The sequence below is a fragment of the Rhodanobacter sp. A1T4 genome (assembly GCF_014207185.1).
GTDB lineage: Bacteria > Pseudomonadota > Gammaproteobacteria > Xanthomonadales > Rhodanobacteraceae > Rhodanobacter.
In genome coordinates this window covers 227,512-244,553 of record NZ_JACHCP010000001.1, presented here as the reverse complement: position 1 = coordinate 244,553, position 17,042 = coordinate 227,512, and the positions used below count along the sequence as shown (strand labels likewise).

General features: G+C 54.5%; 10 protein-coding genes and 1 pseudogene. 2 read left to right on the top strand and 9 right to left on the bottom strand.

What is annotated here, in order from left to right:
* Positions 1–154 precede the first annotated feature (154 nt).
* On the top strand, positions 155–1,099 hold the full coding sequence (locus HDE80_RS01145; RefSeq protein ID WP_184667054.1) for a glycosyltransferase family 2 protein: 945 nt from the start codon (positions 155–157) through the stop codon (positions 1,097–1,099).
* Between the two features lie 306 nt (positions 1,100–1,405).
* On the opposite strand, the gene HDE80_RS01140 is transcribed toward HDE80_RS01145, so the two are convergent.
* From HDE80_RS01140 to HDE80_RS22090, 8 genes and pseudogenes are all read right to left on the bottom strand, one after another.
* On the bottom strand, positions 1,406–3,499 hold the full coding sequence (locus HDE80_RS01140) for a hypothetical protein (RefSeq protein ID WP_184667052.1): 2,094 nt from the start codon (positions 3,497–3,499) through the stop codon (positions 1,406–1,408).
* A gap of 64 nt (positions 3,500–3,563) precedes the next feature.
* Positions 3,564–4,559 carry a glycosyltransferase family 2 protein gene (locus HDE80_RS01135; RefSeq protein ID WP_184667050.1) on the bottom strand — a complete coding sequence of 332 codons (996 nt, stop codon included), beginning with the start codon at positions 4,557–4,559 and terminating at the stop codon, positions 3,564–3,566.
* Between the two features lie 140 nt (positions 4,560–4,699).
* A pseudogene (locus HDE80_RS01130) lies at positions 4,700–5,780 on the bottom strand (IS3 family transposase).
* A gap of 171 nt (positions 5,781–5,951) precedes the next feature.
* Complete coding sequence (locus tag HDE80_RS01125) at positions 5,952–7,295, bottom strand: phosphomannomutase (protein ID WP_184667048.1); 1,344 nt, start codon at positions 7,293–7,295, stop codon at positions 5,952–5,954.
* A 10-nt stretch (positions 7,296–7,305) separates the two neighbouring features.
* Positions 7,306–9,930 (bottom strand): phospholipid carrier-dependent glycosyltransferase, encoded by a 2,625-nt coding sequence (locus tag HDE80_RS01120; protein WP_184667047.1) that lies wholly within the window; start codon positions 9,928–9,930, stop codon positions 7,306–7,308.
* Between the two features lie 42 nt (positions 9,931–9,972).
* The gene (locus tag HDE80_RS01115) at positions 9,973–10,866 is read right to left on the bottom strand and encodes an NAD-dependent epimerase/dehydratase family protein (protein WP_184667038.1); all 894 of its coding nucleotides are present in this window, start codon (positions 10,864–10,866) and stop codon (positions 9,973–9,975) included.
* 1 nt (position 10,867) lies between these two features.
* Entirely contained in the window at positions 10,868–11,902 is a 1,035-nt protein-coding gene (gene gmd / locus HDE80_RS01110) for a GDP-mannose 4,6-dehydratase (RefSeq protein ID WP_184667036.1), read from the bottom strand.
* Between the two features lie 188 nt (positions 11,903–12,090).
* Positions 12,091–15,096 carry a glycosyltransferase gene (locus HDE80_RS22090; protein WP_304625684.1) on the bottom strand — a complete coding sequence of 1,002 codons (3,006 nt, stop codon included), beginning with the start codon at positions 15,094–15,096 and terminating at the stop codon, positions 12,091–12,093.
* Positions 15,097–15,246: 150 nt separating this feature from the next.
* On the opposite strand from HDE80_RS22090, the gene HDE80_RS22085 reads away from it, so the two are divergent.
* Positions 15,247–15,522 (top strand): hypothetical protein, encoded by a 276-nt coding sequence (locus HDE80_RS22085; RefSeq protein ID WP_255483520.1) that lies wholly within the window; start codon positions 15,247–15,249, stop codon positions 15,520–15,522.
* 891 nt (positions 15,523–16,413) lie between these two features.
* Here HDE80_RS22085 and HDE80_RS22010 read toward each other — a convergent pair.
* Positions 16,414–17,042: hypothetical protein (locus HDE80_RS22010; protein ID WP_221437379.1), on the bottom strand; the 629-nt coding region annotated here is incomplete at its 5' end.

Below are 17,042 nucleotides of genomic sequence, written 5' to 3'. Positions count from 1 at the left end.
CACAGAAATTCATGCGTAAATTCAGGCAAGCTCCTCGAACGGCATAATTTGCATTAAGTACACAGGGCAATAACTAAAGAATCGTGTTTGACACGGGACCGCATCGAGAAATGTCTAAAACTCTTCGCCTCTGGACAGTAGAGAGATAAATGAAATGAAGCTCATCATCCAGATCCCCTGCCTCAACGAAGCCGATACCCTGGCCATCGCTCTCGCGGAACTCCCACGCGAGGTCGATGGCTTCAGCACAGTCGAATGGCTGATCATCGATGATGGCTCGACAGACAATACCGCTGAAGTCGCTCGTCGGAACGGCGTGCACCACGTTGTCCGGCATCCGGTGAACCGTGGTCTGGCCGAAGCGTTCATGACCGGTATCGACGCCTGCCTGAGGCTTGGTGCGGATGTCATTATCAATACCGATGCGGACAATCAATACAATGGTGCGGATATTCCGGCATTGACCATGCCGATCCTTGCTGGCGATGCTGAAATCGTGATTGGCGCGCGCCCCATCAGTGAGACTGAGCATTTTTCATGGATCAAGAAGAAGCTGCAGCATCTGGGTAGCTGGGCTGTACGCGTCGCGAGCCGAACGGATGTAGCCGACGCACCCAGTGGGTTCCGCGCCATTTCACGCGAAGCGGCGATGCGACTCAATGTATTCAATGCTTACACCTACACCCTCGAAACAATCATCCAGGCTGGCCAGAGCAATATGCGGGTTGTCTCGGTTCCCATCCGCACCAATGCTGACCTGCGGCCATCACGACTGGTAAAGAGCATCTCCAGCTACGTACAACGTTCGCTGGTTACCATTCTTCGCGTGTTCGTGATCTACAAGCCGCTCAAGTTCTTTGCTTTTTTCGGTGCGATCTTCACGCTTGCCGGCGTGATTACCGGCGCGCGCTTCCTGTGGTACCTGTTCGAAGACAACGGCGAGGGTCACGTGCAATCCGTGATCTTCTGCGCCCTGTGCATCATTGCGGGCCTGCTCCTTTTCATGATGGGAGTCATTGGCGATCTCATCGCTACCAACCGGAAGCTGCTGGAGCGCATCAACCTGCGACTTCAGCATATCGAGCACCAACGAGACTGAAATCTTTACCAACTTCGCGCTCACCGCCTTGGCCAGCACCGCAAAGTCGATGCGTCGATCAAGCACCTGCAGCGGATGATCCAGACGATCACGCTTAACGTTACGTTCTTCTCCAACAAACAGGCTGATCATGCAGTGCTCTCGGGCTTACGGAGCGATGAGTTCACGTTACGCGATGATAACGGGCTTTTCGAGGTGCTCCACTACAGACTCATTGCTAGTTCCAACGTGTCCGAAATCGGAACGACTTCATTTACCCAAAGACCTCATGATTATGCAGGAGCGAGTTTACGGAAAATCGACAAATTAATTTCTGCCGATGGGCGCTAGACTGAGATGCACCAAGGAAGCACCAAGCTTGCGAGGATCTTTGCTCATGCCCAGGTCTTTAGGAGAGATTGCATCTGGCACTGTAATAGTAATTTCATGTGTACCAGGTTCGATTTTTTTAAAATCGGCCGTGAACACAGATACTTCTTGTTTTATCTTAAAAATTTGATGTTGATTACCAATTTTTATATCAAATGGTTGGTCTATATTTTTTGCAAAAGCGCCTGCTGTAAGTTCTAATTTGACATCACTTGGGATCGCCACGGTGAAATTTATCACCACCTGTTTTTGATCAGACCACCTCCCAAAGCCTTCTGCACCGGATACGCCCCGTATCTCTTTGACGCTCGGCAATACCGGGTCAGAGAAATCGATATCCCAAATTCCTCTGTCTACATGCCAAATGCTGTACCCTGGAGCGGAAAAGAACAATTGCCCATTAATGTCGGGTGAAAGTGGATTTTGACCCAAATTAATAATCCAATGGATTCTTTTTGGTAGAAAGGCATATGAAATCAAAGTATCGTTCGGAATCAAATATTTCTCAATATCCTTATTACTCAAATGGAAAATTGTGCGAGTTGCATCAGAATCATCATCACCAATAATTGCAACTGGCATCGTCGACCCAATCGCGAGATCAAACATCATGCCCGCCTGATCTGCCGGACTCGGAGTTTTGTAATGATTCAAGACTTTTGGAAACTGAACTGCAGTCACTATAAGTGTAAGAGGCAAGAAAATATAGATGAAGAATTTCGACGAATTCGCTGGCTTTATTAGAAGAATAATCAGTGAAAACGCTTGCAACAAAGTAAAGAGATGGAGGTTGACCCGAGTCGTTGAAATTGCCCACAGATCAGGTGAATCGACTGCAAAAGGGGTATACCCCTTAAGTCCGTCAAAACCAGCATAAAGCGTCACTCCGATCAAGCAGGCAATTAAAATTTTCTGCCAATTTTTTGGGCGCAGACTGTTATTACCGTTATAGAGCGCGGCAAAAATAGTGAAAAATGGAAATAGAAAGAAGTAGTAGCGCATATGCAGGCGCTCAATACTTTCATACTTATTCATTCCATTGACTTCGGCTGTATAAGCAGCCGTAACCAGTAACATTGTCAACAAGATACAAGCAACCAGTAGTATTGCTTTCCGTGAATCGTAGCTATTTGTTGTTCCCGGATTGCTAATTGCCATGCTTGAGGCGGCAATGGGCATGGCAAAGAGTATCAAGATGCCTAATATGTGACCTTTGAGCACGTGCAGAATAGCCAGTGCAGCGTGCAAGGGCGCACCTTGAGTCGATTTGTGTGCAACTGTGCCATACATACTTCCAATTAGATCAGTCCCCGCTGGCCCCGCAAGAATATAGCCGAGTCCGAACCTAACGGCGGCCACAGCAAAAAACGCGCCGGCCAGATGCATAATTGCCCGTATAAAAGAGACATTATTGCGATAGGAAATATATAAAAATGACTTAAAAATGACATAAGCTGGGAGTAGAAAAAACGCGTGTGGCTTTATTAGTGAAAGCAAGCCAATAGCGATTCCTGAAATACACGCTCCGACCAAGCTGGTCGTTCCCCGTCCCTCGCGCAATATTATCCAGGCTGTCATCCAAAAGCTGCAGTAGTAAAGCATCTCTGGCATGTAATAAATGGCGTAGTAACCAGCTGGAGCCATAAGCGATAGAACTACAACATATGCGGAAACCTTTTTTGTTAGCCAGTACCTAGATATTGCATAGATCGGAACACTACTAAGACAGAAAAAGAAAATATTAAGTAATCGTCCACAATCAAGAAAATCTCGACCGCATTTATTGGTTATTCCGTAAATAAAATAAAAAAGGTAAGAAGGTACGCTTGCGTCCGATAGCGGGAGCAGCCTGGAGTAGGTACTAAAACGCTGCTCGTCCGACATGACTACCGGTTGGTAGCCAAAAGATCTTAAAATCAGCCAAGCCGTTATTATGCCAATGATCACAGTGGCTATGAGAACAGGTCTACTCAACCACTTTTGTTCCGTCGGACGTAACGGAAATTCCATATTTCTTGTTTTATTTTCCATAAGTTATAGTTTAATTTTCTTAGGTGGATTTTGTTAATATTTTAATGAAGTTTTGACGGGAACATCAGCGAATATTTCTGCAACTATCACTTTTGGCGAGACTGTCAGTTGTAGGAATCGCCAAATAGGAAAGCCGCTTAAATTCTCTGCGACTAAGCGTCGTAGCCTCGAGTATCAAGCCTGCGACAAACGAAGTAGCACTGACTAGAAAAAGGCCCGTAGACAAAATTGCAGTCGGAAATCTAGGCACCAAACCTGTTTCGGCATAGGTTATAGCGAGTGGTGTCGCCAAAATCACACTGATAAGAATTGATAGCAGCGAGAAGAACGAATAGAACATAAGAGGGCGCTCGGTAGCGTACAACCGAATAATTGTCTTCAATATCCGAACGCCATCCTTGTACGTACTTAGTTTGCTTGCGGATCCTGTCAGCCGCGCACCATATGGCGTGACCATCTCGCCGTATGGCATACGCAGCTCTAGTGCGTGCACGGTGAGTTCGGTTTCTGTTTCGAATCCATGAGCAAGCGCAGGAAATGACTTTACGTAGCGCCTCGAAAACACTCGATAGCCTGAGAGCATGTCGGTAAACGTTCCGCCGAATATGCTAACCACGCAGCCAGTCAATAGCTTGTTACCGAGCTCGTGGCCGGAGCGGTAAGCTTCTTTCATCTCATGCTGGCGGGTACCAACCACCATATCTAGCTGTTCGCGAATCAGCTTGTCAATGAGAGCATTTGCGCTAGGCGCATGATATGTGGCGTCGCCATCGGCCATGACATAGATATCCGCATCGATGTCGGCGAACATTCGACGGATGACATTTCCTTTTCCGCGGAACGGGACATTCGACACAAAGGCACCAGCAGCCAAGGCGCGCGATACGGTTTCATCGCTGGAATTATTGTCGAACACGTGGATGGCTGCCTGGGGCAGCGCCCGCCGAAAATCGACCACGACTTGCGCGACAGCAATTTCTTCGTTGTAGCAAGGAATCAATACGGCTATGCGCAGTGTACCTGTGTCACAGGATTGTTCGGCGGAATGCAGTTTCGCCATATTCATGTGTCCTTGAGATTCTCTAGAAATGTGAATTTCGCGCCTACGGCTAGTGTTTGAAGCTTCCAGCTCTGCATGTTTACTGCTGGAACAGGGTATTTTCGACACCACCATTCTTCAAATTCGCAGATGCTAGCTTTTTAGTTTAGCTGATCGTCCAATGTATACGGGACCAAACCTACGTCCCTGCCCTGAATAGCGGTCGGCTTTAGAATCCGGCGTCCAGTTGTAGTCGCGTAGATAGCAGGTGTCAGGCCGCCAAGACTCTTCTTCGGTCGTTCCTCGTTATATTTTCGATGGCAAGCTTGGCGTGAGCCATGCTGGTGAACCATTGCTCGTTCAGACATTGATCACGCAGGTGACCGTTGAACGAATCGACATACGCGTTCTGGTTAGGCTTACCCGGCTCGATCACGCGTAACATGACACCGCGCTCGTGCGCCCAAGTCAGTATCGCGCGACCGCAGAACTTCTTACCGTTGCGGTGCGGATCACTTTGGGCAGGCGCCGTATCACGCAAAGCTGATCCAGGATGGGGAGTGGGTACCCGCCGATCGCTCGTTCCGACACGATGGCGACTGATTCGTGCGTGGCGTCGTCGACGATGGTCAAGCGCATTTGATAGCATGGCCTTCTGCCGTCTGATCCAAGACGAAGTCCATCGAGCACACCTCATTGGCGGCATGCGGCCGAACCAGTGACTGACGTTTGGACACAGACACCTTCTTCCGCTTGCGGCGACGCACCTGCAGCTTTGCCGGGGCATAGAGCCGGTCAACCCGCTTGTGATTGACCACCAGACCCGGCTGACGCAGCTTCAGGTAGATCATCCCAGCTCCGTAACGACGAGCCGATGGGCCGCCAAGGCCATAATACGTTCGCGCAACGACACGTTGCAGTCGGGTGCTGACGCTTATGAGCAATACGCATAACGCATGCCGTTCGCTCAATCCTCGGGTGATCATCTACCGCACCAGCAGTCGTCGTGCCAATGCGGTCACCACTTTTTTCGCAACCCTCGATCTCCAGGATCGACTCAGCTAACAGCTTCTTCAGTCGCGTGCTTTCCGTCTTCAGCTCACGCAGATGCTTGGCATCGAGTACGATCATGCTGCCGAATTTGCTGCGTCATAGGTAGTAACTCGCCTCGGAGAAGCCGTACCTCCGGCACAGCACCTTCACCGCCAAGTCGGCTTCCGCTTCCCTAAGGGAGCCAGTAATCTGTTCTTACCGAAAACGCTTCTTCACGTCCGATCTTCTCAACTCATGGGATCGGGCTCTAAAGCTTCGGACTACTCGAATTGGGGGAGACGTCGGCTCCAAATCAACGCGTCAAGCACTTGTCCGACGAGCCCTTGTCGAAAACTTACCGCATATTTATCGCAGATGACCTCATGCACAGATCAGCCGACGTAACTCATCAGTCTTATCCTGGAGCAATGACATGTCGCCACGGGTCTCCACATTGAGCCTCAACAGTGGCTCTGTGTTGGACGAGCGCACATTGAAACGCCATGCCGGGAATTCAAGGCTCAAACCGTCGGTTCGATCGATGATCGGAGAGTCTGCTGCGTAGTGGGCAAGGATGCGGTCCAGCGTGACGGCGGCATCATTCACCCGAAAATTGATCTCACCACTGCAAGGATAGGCCTGCATACGCGACTCGACCATCTCGGCCAACGGGTTTCCGGTGCGGCAGATACGCTCGGCAATCAGCAGCCACGGGATCATCCCCGAGTCACAATACGCAAAATCGCGGAAGTAATGGTGCGCGCTCATTTCGCCACCGTAAACGGCGTCTTCGATACGCATGCGCTCCTTGATGAACGCGTGACCGGTTTTGCCCAGCACCGGCACACCGTCTGCCTCGTGCACCATCTCGATGGTGTTCCAGGTCAAGCGCGGATCGTGGATGATCCGGCCACCGTGATTCTTGGCCAGCAATTGGGCGGCAAGCAGGCCGACCAAGTAATACCCTTCGATGAAGCGGCCTTCAACGTCAAAGAAGAAGCAACGATCGAAATCACCATCCCAGGCAATGCCGATGTCCGCACCGGATTCACGCACAGCCTGGGCCGTCGCAGCACGATTCTCCGGTAGCAACGGATTGGGTATGCCATGCGGAAAACTGCCGTCCGGCTCATGATGGATACGAATGAACTCGAACGGCAGGTACGGTGCAAGCTCGTCGATCACCAGACCGGCACCGCCATTGCCGGCGTTGACGACAATCTTGAGCGGACGCAGGGCTGCACGGTCGATATAGGTGAGCAGATGCGCGATATAAGCTGATTTGTCATTATCAAACCGGACGGAGCCGATTCGGCCCGATGGCGCGAAATCGCCTGACTCAGCCAACACCTCGATGTCCCTGAGCCCGGTGTCCCCGCTGACCGGCCGCGCGTCTTCGCGCACCAGCTTCATGCCGTTGTAGTCCATGGGATTATGGCTAGCGGTCACCATGATGCCGCCACCGACACGACGATGCGCGGTCTGGAAATAGACCTCTTCGGTCCCGCACAAGCCTATGTCGATGACATTGGCGCCGCCATCGTTGATACCGCGCGTTAGCGCCGCTGCAAGCGTCGGGCTGTCGAGGCGCACATCTTGGCCGACCACAACATCGCGCGGTTTCAGAATTTCAGCATAGGCGCGGCCAATCCGATAGGCGATGTCCTCATTGAGGTCATCGGGTACACGACCGCGTATGTCGTACGCCTTGAAACACTTGAGCATGTATAGGTTCTCAATAGAATTTATGTATCTCAGGTGCAACCGGTGCAGCAGTCTCGCTGACGATCGGTGAAGGCTGCTGACCAGCTGGATCGATCGGCGATGCTGTCAACGTTTCTAGTTGGATACCCAGCATGCGCCGATCGTTGTTCATGCCGATAGAGTGCGGGGTTACGGCATCGGGAAGGTCGAATGCAATATGAATTCCGTTTGATGAACTCATATCAACAGCCGGGATCGCGACATTGAATTGCATCTGGTTGTTCGGATAAACCACCTCATGCGTTTCGACGGCCGCACCGTTGACACTTACCTGAATCCGCTGGCGTGTGTGCCCTGCCGCCACCAGGCCATACACCTCGAAATTCAGGCGAATGCCTTGCACGACGTGCGATAGCTCCCGCGGGTCAATGGTGATCTCGGCATGTGTCCCACTACTCCATACGCCGCCGGCTTCCGGATCGCTCCAGCCACTCGTCAGCCACTCGTTCCATGCCCCGGGTGTCTTGAAGCTTTCCGGTTGCCCAAGCGGAAAAACCGGCCTGACCAGGCTCAGCCTGACCAAACGGTAGAGGAACAGGCGCGCATCCTCGCGCATGAACAACTGATGCGGAAAAGAGTGACCCCACTCATATGCCTTATCCTGGAACCGGGTGCTGCCCAACGATTCATAGCCATCAGGAGCTACAGCAGACGGCGAGATCAGGAATACGTCATCGTAGTGCGCATTCAATGCAGCAACATATGCATGATCGGCAAGGCTGGCCCGGCTGACAGTGACTGCACTAAGGCCAAAGGTATACACAATCGGCGTTTTGAGCTCATTGTTGCCCGGCATGCCAGCCCCCAGCGTATCGAGCAGAACGATGTCGCCGCTGTCGACGGGTGCCAGCAACTTCGTCAGGGACTGGTATTCCCCCTCGCTTTCATTCTTTCCCAACTGACTTGCCGTTGCCGTAAGGCTGTAGATCAGAGTGATGGCTAGAATCGCACTCAGGACACTGCGCATACCGTTCTTTGGCATGCACGCCCATGCCACCACGGTGAACAACAACATGTACGGAACGGCCTCGCTGAGCAGATAACGCGCATAGTAAGGCCCATAGGGCACTGTCCATTGCAACAGCACTATATAGACAAAAAAACCTGCCACGAACAACCGTAGAAATTCAATACGCGGCTCATTCTGGCGCCGCAAGGCAAGACCAAGAAATGCCAATGGCAGCAGTGGCCCTGTGTAGACGAATAGTGCCACCAGACTGCTGGCCTTCACCGCCCACCAATGGCTGCCTGCAAGCCCCCACTGCGTATCCAGCCAGACATCGCCTTGATAGTGAGTTGTCCAGCCCAGTTGATAGATCTTGTAAATTCCCAACACAAGACTGATCAGGACAATCGGCGCGATGGCACGACGCAATGGTACGACGATGAGCTTGTCGATACGGGGGCGCATGCTAGTTTGCGCCAGGGCGACCAGACCAAACCAGATGATCAGCACCACCGCTACCAGAGCAACCACACCGCCCTGCCAGTGAGAAGGGAAGATACGTCCGAAGGAACCACGATATATATCCACTGCGTACTGATACGACCAGCGCAATCCATAGGACACCGAAACGGCATAGAGTGCTACCACACCCAGCACCCAGAGCTGCATGTAATTTCGGCGCATGCGATCCGCATCATTGGCGGCACTCACCACCGCCACGACGATCAAGAACGGAACGCACATGAACCCGCTGATGCGTGTCATAAACAAGGCGCCGAAGCTGAGCATGGACAGCAGCAGCCAGCGCCTGTGGCGCGAGCCCTCCTCGGCGCGCCAGAACAATGCGAGATAGGTGAAACCTATCAATGAGAATGCCAATGCAGGCACCTCAGTGACCGGAAATTTCGAAAAAAAGGCATGCAGTGGATTAAGTGCCAGCAGCAATCCCGCAATCAATGCGGTACGCGATGATCCAGTCAGTACCAACGTCAAACAGTACATGAACACCACGGAAAGCAGTGCAAACAACGTCAGTGCATACACTGCTAATGTACTGCCGAAGACTCCAGCAGCAAGTGCCATCCATATCGGGAATAAATGGTAAAACTGGAAATAGAGGTCGTCCCCAGTGGGACTACGAGAGTAGACGCCACCCACGTAGGATCCCGCATTTAGAGATGCGGGATCTGTGCTCAAGTGACGGTTCTCAGCAAGATAACGTTCGACGAAAGGCGTACCCTTTAGCTGCTCAAGCGGCGTGTCCCATATGTCGAGACTTCCGGTACGCTCGATGTAGTTGGCCATGTTGACGTACAGCCCCTCATCCTGCCCACCTTGCACATGGTTGAAAGCCGGCAACCTGAAAAACAGGCAGACCAGGATCAGTAGGATCATGTGCTTCGGCTTTACGCCAGCCAGCAAACTTGAGGATCTGCGCCCCCGAGTGCTCCATGCATAGATGCCTGTGAGGAGGGCGGAGGCGATGCATACCTGCGGCGCGAGAAAGTGATGCGCGAGCGTAGCCGCCAAACCAAGCCCACTGGCAAGCAGCACCCAGACAACGACCCCTTCAAGCCCGCGATCGACCAAGCCATTGGCCTCCCCAACTGTCCGCCCCATACCACCCCCTTTAATCAATGCAAAACCCACACATGACACACCTCGAACTCCCACCATATACGCTGCTCACGATCAATCGCCGGCATACATCCATGCCAACGTTTCACGCAAGGATCTGGCTGTAACCATTCCCAGCACACCGTGAATACCGGCATTAGAGCCGACCAGTCGAGCCACCTCGTTCGCCCGTACAAACTGTGGATTCACGCGAACTTCCATTCTGTAACCCGCGATCTCGCACATCATATCCAGCACATCGCCAAGGGAGTGACCGACACCCGTGCAGATGTTGAAAACCTTATTGACAGGCCTCGATCGAATCAGGCTCGCATATATCGCGGCCACATCACGCACATCACCAAAATCCCGCACTACTTGCGTATTGCCAAGTTCGATGACTCGTTCACCGCGACGGAAGTGGGCCACTATCTTCGGAATCAGGAACTGCTCGGATTGCCCTACGCCGGTGTAGTTGAATGGCCGGGTGATGACGATGGGCAACTTGCCTATCCACAGTCGCGCCATGTATTCCATGGCGCACTTGCTCACCGCATAGTCATTTTCCGGCGTCAGCGGCGTAGCCTCAGTGATCGGCTCGACATCCGTATTTCCGTAGACGTTGGCGCTGCTCGCCAGCACCACCAATTGTGGCGACTTCGGCGCAGACGCCAGGGCATCAAGCAGGTTGCGCGTGCCGACAACATTCACGCGATAGATCTCGTCCACATCGCCATAGGCAACGAATGAAATCGCTGCCAGATGCAGCACCACATCCGGCTGCACCGCGGCAACCGCTGCATGCACTGCTTCGCGATCGAGCAGGTTAGCGGTAATCGAACCCATATCCGCGGGGTCTTGACGGTCGCTCAGCCCAACGACCTCGTACCCGGCAGCCTCAAGCTCGCGGGCCACATACCGCCCCGTGAACCCGTTACGACCGGTCAGCAATGCACGTGGTCGACCCACGTCAGAACGATGCTCCGCGCTCGTTGCGGCTGATATCGGCAACTACCATCATGCGACAAAGCTCTTCCAGTGTGGTTTTCGGCTCCCAACCCAGCTTGCTACGTGCCTTGGCGGGATCGCCGATCAGCAATTCCACTTCCGCCGGACGGTAGAAGCGTGGATTGATGCGCACGCGGACTGTTCCGCTGGCAGCATCCACACCGCGCTCAGCCTCACCCTCACCCTTCCACTCGATGTCGATGCTGGCAGCCTTGAATGCCATGCTCACGAAATCACGCACGGTTTCCGTACGGTTGGTTGCCAATACGTAAGTGTCCGGCTCGTCCACCTGTAGCATGCGCCACATCCCTTCCACGTATTCCTTCGCATAGCCCCAGTCACGCTTGGCATCCAGGTTGCCCAGCTCCAGCACATCAAGTTTGCCCAAGGTGATTTTGGCTACTGCATCGGTAATCTTGCGCGTCACGAATTCGCGACCGCGCAGGGGCGATTCATGATTGAACAGGATGCCGCTGCTGCCGAAGATGCCGTAGGACTCACGATAGTTGACTGTCATCCAGTGCGCGTAAAGCTTGGCCACGCCATACGGGCTACGCGGATAGAACGGCGTAGTTTCGATCTGCGGCACAGCCTGCACCTTGCCGAACATCTCCGAAGTCGACGCCTGATAGAAACGAATATTGCGATTTACCGTGCGGATGGCTTCAAGCATGTGTACCGCACCGATGCCGGTGATGTGGCCGGTGGTAATTGGCTGGTCGAAGGAAACACCCACGAAGCTTTGTGCCGCGAGGTTGTAGACCTCAGCCACACCGGTCGTCTCGATCAGTCGGATGCTCGATCCGAGATCGGTGAGGTCGTACTCCATCAACGACAGATTGGGGTGCTGGTCGATGCCAAGCTCTTCAATACGCCAGAAATTGACCGAACTGGTACGACGGTAGGTGCCGTAGACGCGGTAGCCCTTGTCCAGGAGCAACTGCGCGAGATAAGCGCCATCCTGACCGGTAATGCCGGTGATCAATGCTGTTTTCATTCAATACATCTCAAAATCGATTAAGTGAATATCTTACCGGGACCTCCAAAGGAAGTCCTTTAGTAGTCAGCCTGCGCACTATCCTGCGCAGGTTCCCGGTTGTTTACGACGCACCACTGATGCCACAGCAAGCAGGGACTCCACGCATAGCGAGTGACCATACATCAGAGCGCCCTATAGTCGCCTCTTCAAGGTGGCGATCCGGAATGCCAAGAAGTATCCGAACCCTTCGCTTTTGCAACTGGATGGCCCCAGCTGCCTGCACTTGACTCGCCTTCACCGGGTACTGGTACTGCTGCTGTCGATGAACCCTTTGCGTGCCCTGCTTCCAGTGCCCGAAGCTTGGGCTGTTCCAATACGCAAATCTCCAGGGTACTGACGGACAATCGAGCATCCTCATCCACCCACAGGCGAAAAATGAAATTCTCCGCGTCACCATCGAGCGTCAACAGGTATTCGCAAATCATATTTTCCATCGGCGCCATATCGGCAATCCTGGCATGCAAGCGTACTCGCCCGCCGTGATCACTGGCGGCTTCGACATACGCTTCGGATGAGGCGACCATCTCGCCATGGATGCGCAGTGCATAGGTGCCTTTGCCGAGCTGAAGCTCACGGCTGTGAAACAGGTACCCCGCCACGCCATCTGCCGACAGACTACCATTAGCAGCGGAACCAACCTCTGCATGAAGTGCCGGATGGTTCACGGGAAAGTAGAATCGTTCGCCCGGATTCCATGAGCTGACATCGCGTTCTCCACGAAATGCATCCAGCAATTGCGATGAACTCTCCTTCCAGGTCAGCGCCTTGACCAGGCCTGGATCGGGTAATTCACCCTTGCGCCAGTCATCCAAGGCTATCTGGATGGATCCGGCAAGTTCCTCGGCGGAATCGGCGCGGAAATACATGGCGCCGGAACCAGCCACCTCACGAAATACGGGGATGTCCCGAACCAGCAGCGGCAGGTGGCGACGGGCCGCCTCGATCAAGGGTAGGCCGAAACCCTCGCCCATGGATGAAGCCAACAGCAACGCGGATCGACTGTAGATCGATTCCAGTGCATCGTCACTGACATTTTCAAACCAGTAGAGGCGGCGCCCACGTTCACGATGCTCGCTCAGTCGGTTGGCCAAGACATCAATTCGCCAGCCACGTTTGCCGACAATCACCAGAACCGCATCCGAACCGGATGCCCACAGCCGGTCAAACGCATCGAGCGCCTGGGCATGGCCTTTTCTAGGCTCGACCGTCCCTACCATCAGGAACGCCGGTCGGCCGGCGATGGCGTCGATCTCGAACTGAGTTGCGGCGTCAATGCCTCGAGTCGGGGCGCTCGATTCAATATCCGCACCAAGATGGAAATAGCCGATCTGAAGCGGCTGCCGACGCGCGGGCTGCGCACCATCGAGCCAGTCGCGATACTCGTTCGCCACCGACCCGGATATCGCAATGACACGCTCTGACACTTCCGCAATGGCGACATACCAGCGCTGCAGATGCTCCGCCAGATCGGCAGGAAACCACTGCGGCTGCAGGGCCGGCAAAAGGTCGTACAGGATGAACTGGATGGAGACACCGTTATCCCGCAGCGAGCGAAAATAATCCGTCATGCCCGGGATGACGTGCGCTGACAGGTCCAGACCCAGAAACGTGTCACCAGGCGCTCCCTCGATCGCGGCATCAGGTTGGGGAACGAAAGGAAGGTGGAGGAACCGCGCTGTAAACCGGCGTGCATAATGGTAAGCACCCGAACCGTCCGTATAAACTGGTTCGATACGCATACCTGCGGGTGGTCTGGCGAGTAGTTCCGATAGCACGCTACGTACCACTCGCTGAATACCGCTCCGAGCATCCGTTTGCACCAGCACGGAAACATCCACAAACAGCTGGCGCTGCAGACCGCCCAGCGGACGGACTGCAGCCATGACCCGGGCAGCTCCCGCAAGCTGGCTATCGGAGGCATCCACGTCTACGGTTGCCTCGACAACGGCCTCGGCCAATTCATCCAGACGCCGACGCGGACTGGATTCGACAAAAGTCTCAATGGCATCTCGATACAACTGAGCCACGCGATCAGGGGCCAGCTTATGTTCGACATAAGCGCGCCCAGCCCGGCTCAGCCGATCACGAAGTGATGCATCGCTCCGCAACGCCGCAAGCGCCAACGCCAGCTCCTGATCACTGAAAGCATCCGGTAGTACCAACAGTACATCATGTGGCAGTTCAGTCACTGCCCCATGCGCGTTGACGATGGTGGGAATACCGTGCGCCAGGCAATCCAACACGGCCCCCGAAGTTTCACCACGCGTATCGGCTCGCAGCTGCACCGCAACATCCACTGCCTCCAGCATGTCCTGGTACTTCGTCTGTTCGAGAAAGTCGGTCTTGATCACGCCCCCTTCGACGGCCGATGCCGTGAGCGGCATGCGCGCGTTCAGCTGAATGATGTACTGCGGATCATTCGTCTCACCGGCCAGCACGAGCAGGCAATCCTGTTCCACCGCGAAGCAGGACACCCTCCATGCATCCAGTAGGCGGTGTACCAGTTTGGCAGGGCTGATAATGCCGAAGGTGGCAACGATAAATGCATTCTTGGGCAGCCCCAACCGGGCACGGGCGTTTTCTCTTTGGATCGACACAGGACCGCATTGACGCATGAGCGGCACTTGACGCACCCGCTCTGCCAAGCGAGAGCCATACCACTGTTCCACGAGGTTCGCACTGAACCTGGAATGCACGATGACACCATCAGCATCGACGAGAGTACGCCAACTGCATGGGTATTTCGTCGCAAGCGACTCGCTATCCATGGATGCCGCGCGCTCGATCAACGCCGGATAACCATGTGACTCGTACAAAGCGGACCACCATCCCTGCGGCACATCATTCGTGGATTCGAGATAACGAAGGATATGACCAAGATAAAAATCGTGCAGTACCACCACACCGGGAATCCGGCGCAGCAGGCCGAACATGTGGCTGTGAAACGGCGAGTTTCCGAAATGGTAAATCACCCGCTCATAGGTAGACGCATGTTCTTCAAACCATGCCACGCTTCGTATCGGAAAGCGGTCAGCCAGCAATGGATCGGCCAGCGTCGCCTGATCGTTGACAACGTCAATTTCGTAATGCTTGGCAAGCGCCGGCAATAGCTCGGCACTGTAATTGGCAATACCGCTGCGTTCCGGCGGCAACGGGGATACGAAGGCCAGGCGAGGCTTGTTCGCACTCTGGGCTACCGGGAACGACCTAGCGCTTGATCCGGACGCAACGGTGGCCTCCATCGCATCCAAAGCGCGGCGTGCGGTCTCGTCCCAAGAAAAAAGACGGGCACGCTCGGGGCCATGGCGCGCGAGGTCACGTCGAAAATCGTCATCGGTGAGCACTCGCTGCATGGCTTCCGCGATCGCCTCGTCGTGATGCGGGTCGAACAGCGCATCTGCTCGCCCAACGACCTCCGGCAGGCTGGACGTATTTGCGGCGATCACCGGCGCGCCGCAGGCCATGGCCTCCAGCGCAGGAAGACCGAAACCCTCGTGCCAGGATGGAAAGACAAACAGTCGGCAAAGATTGCACAACGCCACGAGTTCATCATCGGAGACGAACCCGCTCATGATTAACTCGTCTGGTCCCAGGCCAAACTTGGTAGCCAGTCCATGCAGACGGACACGCTCCTCGTCCTGTACCTTGCATACGATAGCCAGCTGATTGGCCCGTCTGGCCCCTTCCGGCAGCATCGCAAACGCACGGATCAACCCCTCGATGTTCTTGCGATGGTCGATGCCGCCCGTGTACATGATGAACGGCCGCGATAGGCCGAACTTGGCGCGCAACGCATCCTCGATATCACGGGCAACATGGACGGGACGGAACATCGGGTCCGCGGCCGACGAAATGTTGACTACGTGCGCCGCAGGAATCCCCAGATGTTCGATCGCCTCCTGCCGCGAGCTTTCCGATATCGCAAGCAATAACTTTGCCTTGCGCAGCGACGCCACCTTGTCGAAATACCAATCCTTGACGACAGGGTTCGACAAATACGTGCCCTGATTGATCAGCGGAATCAAATCGAACAAGGTCACGGCGGCGGGCGACGAAAGCACTCCATGCCCCACGCTAGTCACCGCATCGTCAACCAGCCCCTCGAAAAGCGAGCTGATGTGGACCAGATCAGGCCTCAGATCATGCAAATATGCCTCTCGCAGCACTTCGGCGGCCTTTCGCTGCCAGGCGCATGCGGCATTCCCGGCCGCCACCGGGCCAGGCACATCCCAGACACGAATGCGATCGGCCGGGATCAAGTCCCGCAAATCACTCCTTACCGCCTCGATCGAATCAGGGAATGCACCGTTGAGCGCCACCCAGATTTCATGTGCTTGGGCACGGTTGATCATGGCCTTGGTCAAAGCCATCGAATAGCGACCGATTCCCCGAAAGCGGCTTCCAGTAGTCTGACAAGCCTGCAGATCCAGCACCAAACGCATAAAACTTTTCCCTGGCAGCGCACGCCTTCAGCGTGCTTTCTCTTTCGATTTACGGTACCGCTTCAGCGATTCAAACGCTTCGCTCGCTGAACGCGAAGGACTGGCAAACTCATGCGATGTTGCGTCACTATCTGCGCTGCTACCGGCCAAAGGTGCCTGATTCGTCGCATTCGATGCCGACGCCTCATGTGTTGACGGCAACCCGTACATCAGGATAACAAGCCGCTGCTTGAAACTGGGGCGATGGTTGAGGAGGAGGCGTGTGAGCGGACGAATGCCAGGCAATCTGACCAGCACTCGTGCCGTGCGCGCGCAGACTGCGCGAATGAGCGGTTTTGCCGCCCGCAACGGATATGTCAAACGCCATGAACGACTGCGTCTTATCAGCGCCAACTCCGACTCTGCGTGCGCCTTCGCCTGATCAGACACACTCAAACGCCAAGTTTGCGTGTTAACCAGCATCCGCAATCGCTCGATTTCATCATTGGCGGTCGTGAGGGCGTGCGCTGATTTGCTGGCGCGTTCACTAAGTACGTTATGTTCGGCCTGTAGCTCGCTATGTTCGGCCTGTAGCTCGCTATGTTCGGCCTGTAGCTCGCTATGTTCGGCCTGTAGCTCGCTATGTTCGGCCTGTAGCTCGCTATGTTCGGCCTGTA

Bases quoted from the DNA above. Each gene is read 5' to 3' on its own strand.
- HDE80_RS01145 (WP_184667054.1), top strand. From the start codon at position 155: ATGAAGCTCATCATCCAGATCCCCTGCCTCAACGAAGCCGATACCCTG.
- HDE80_RS01140 (WP_184667052.1), bottom strand. From the start codon at position 3,499: ATGGAAAATAAAACAAGAAATATGGAATTTCCGTTACGTCCGACGGAA.
- HDE80_RS01135 (WP_184667050.1), bottom strand. From the start codon at position 4,559: ATGGCGAAACTGCATTCCGCCGAACAATCCTGTGACACAGGTACACTG.
- HDE80_RS01125 (WP_184667048.1), bottom strand. From the start codon at position 7,295: ATGCTCAAGTGTTTCAAGGCGTACGACATACGCGGTCGTGTACCCGAT.
- gmd (WP_184667036.1), bottom strand. From the start codon at position 11,902: ATGAAAACAGCATTGATCACCGGCATTACCGGTCAGGATGGCGCTTAT.
- HDE80_RS22085 (WP_255483520.1), top strand. From the start codon at position 15,247: ATGGCGCGCGAGGTCACGTCGAAAATCGTCATCGGTGAGCACTCGCTG.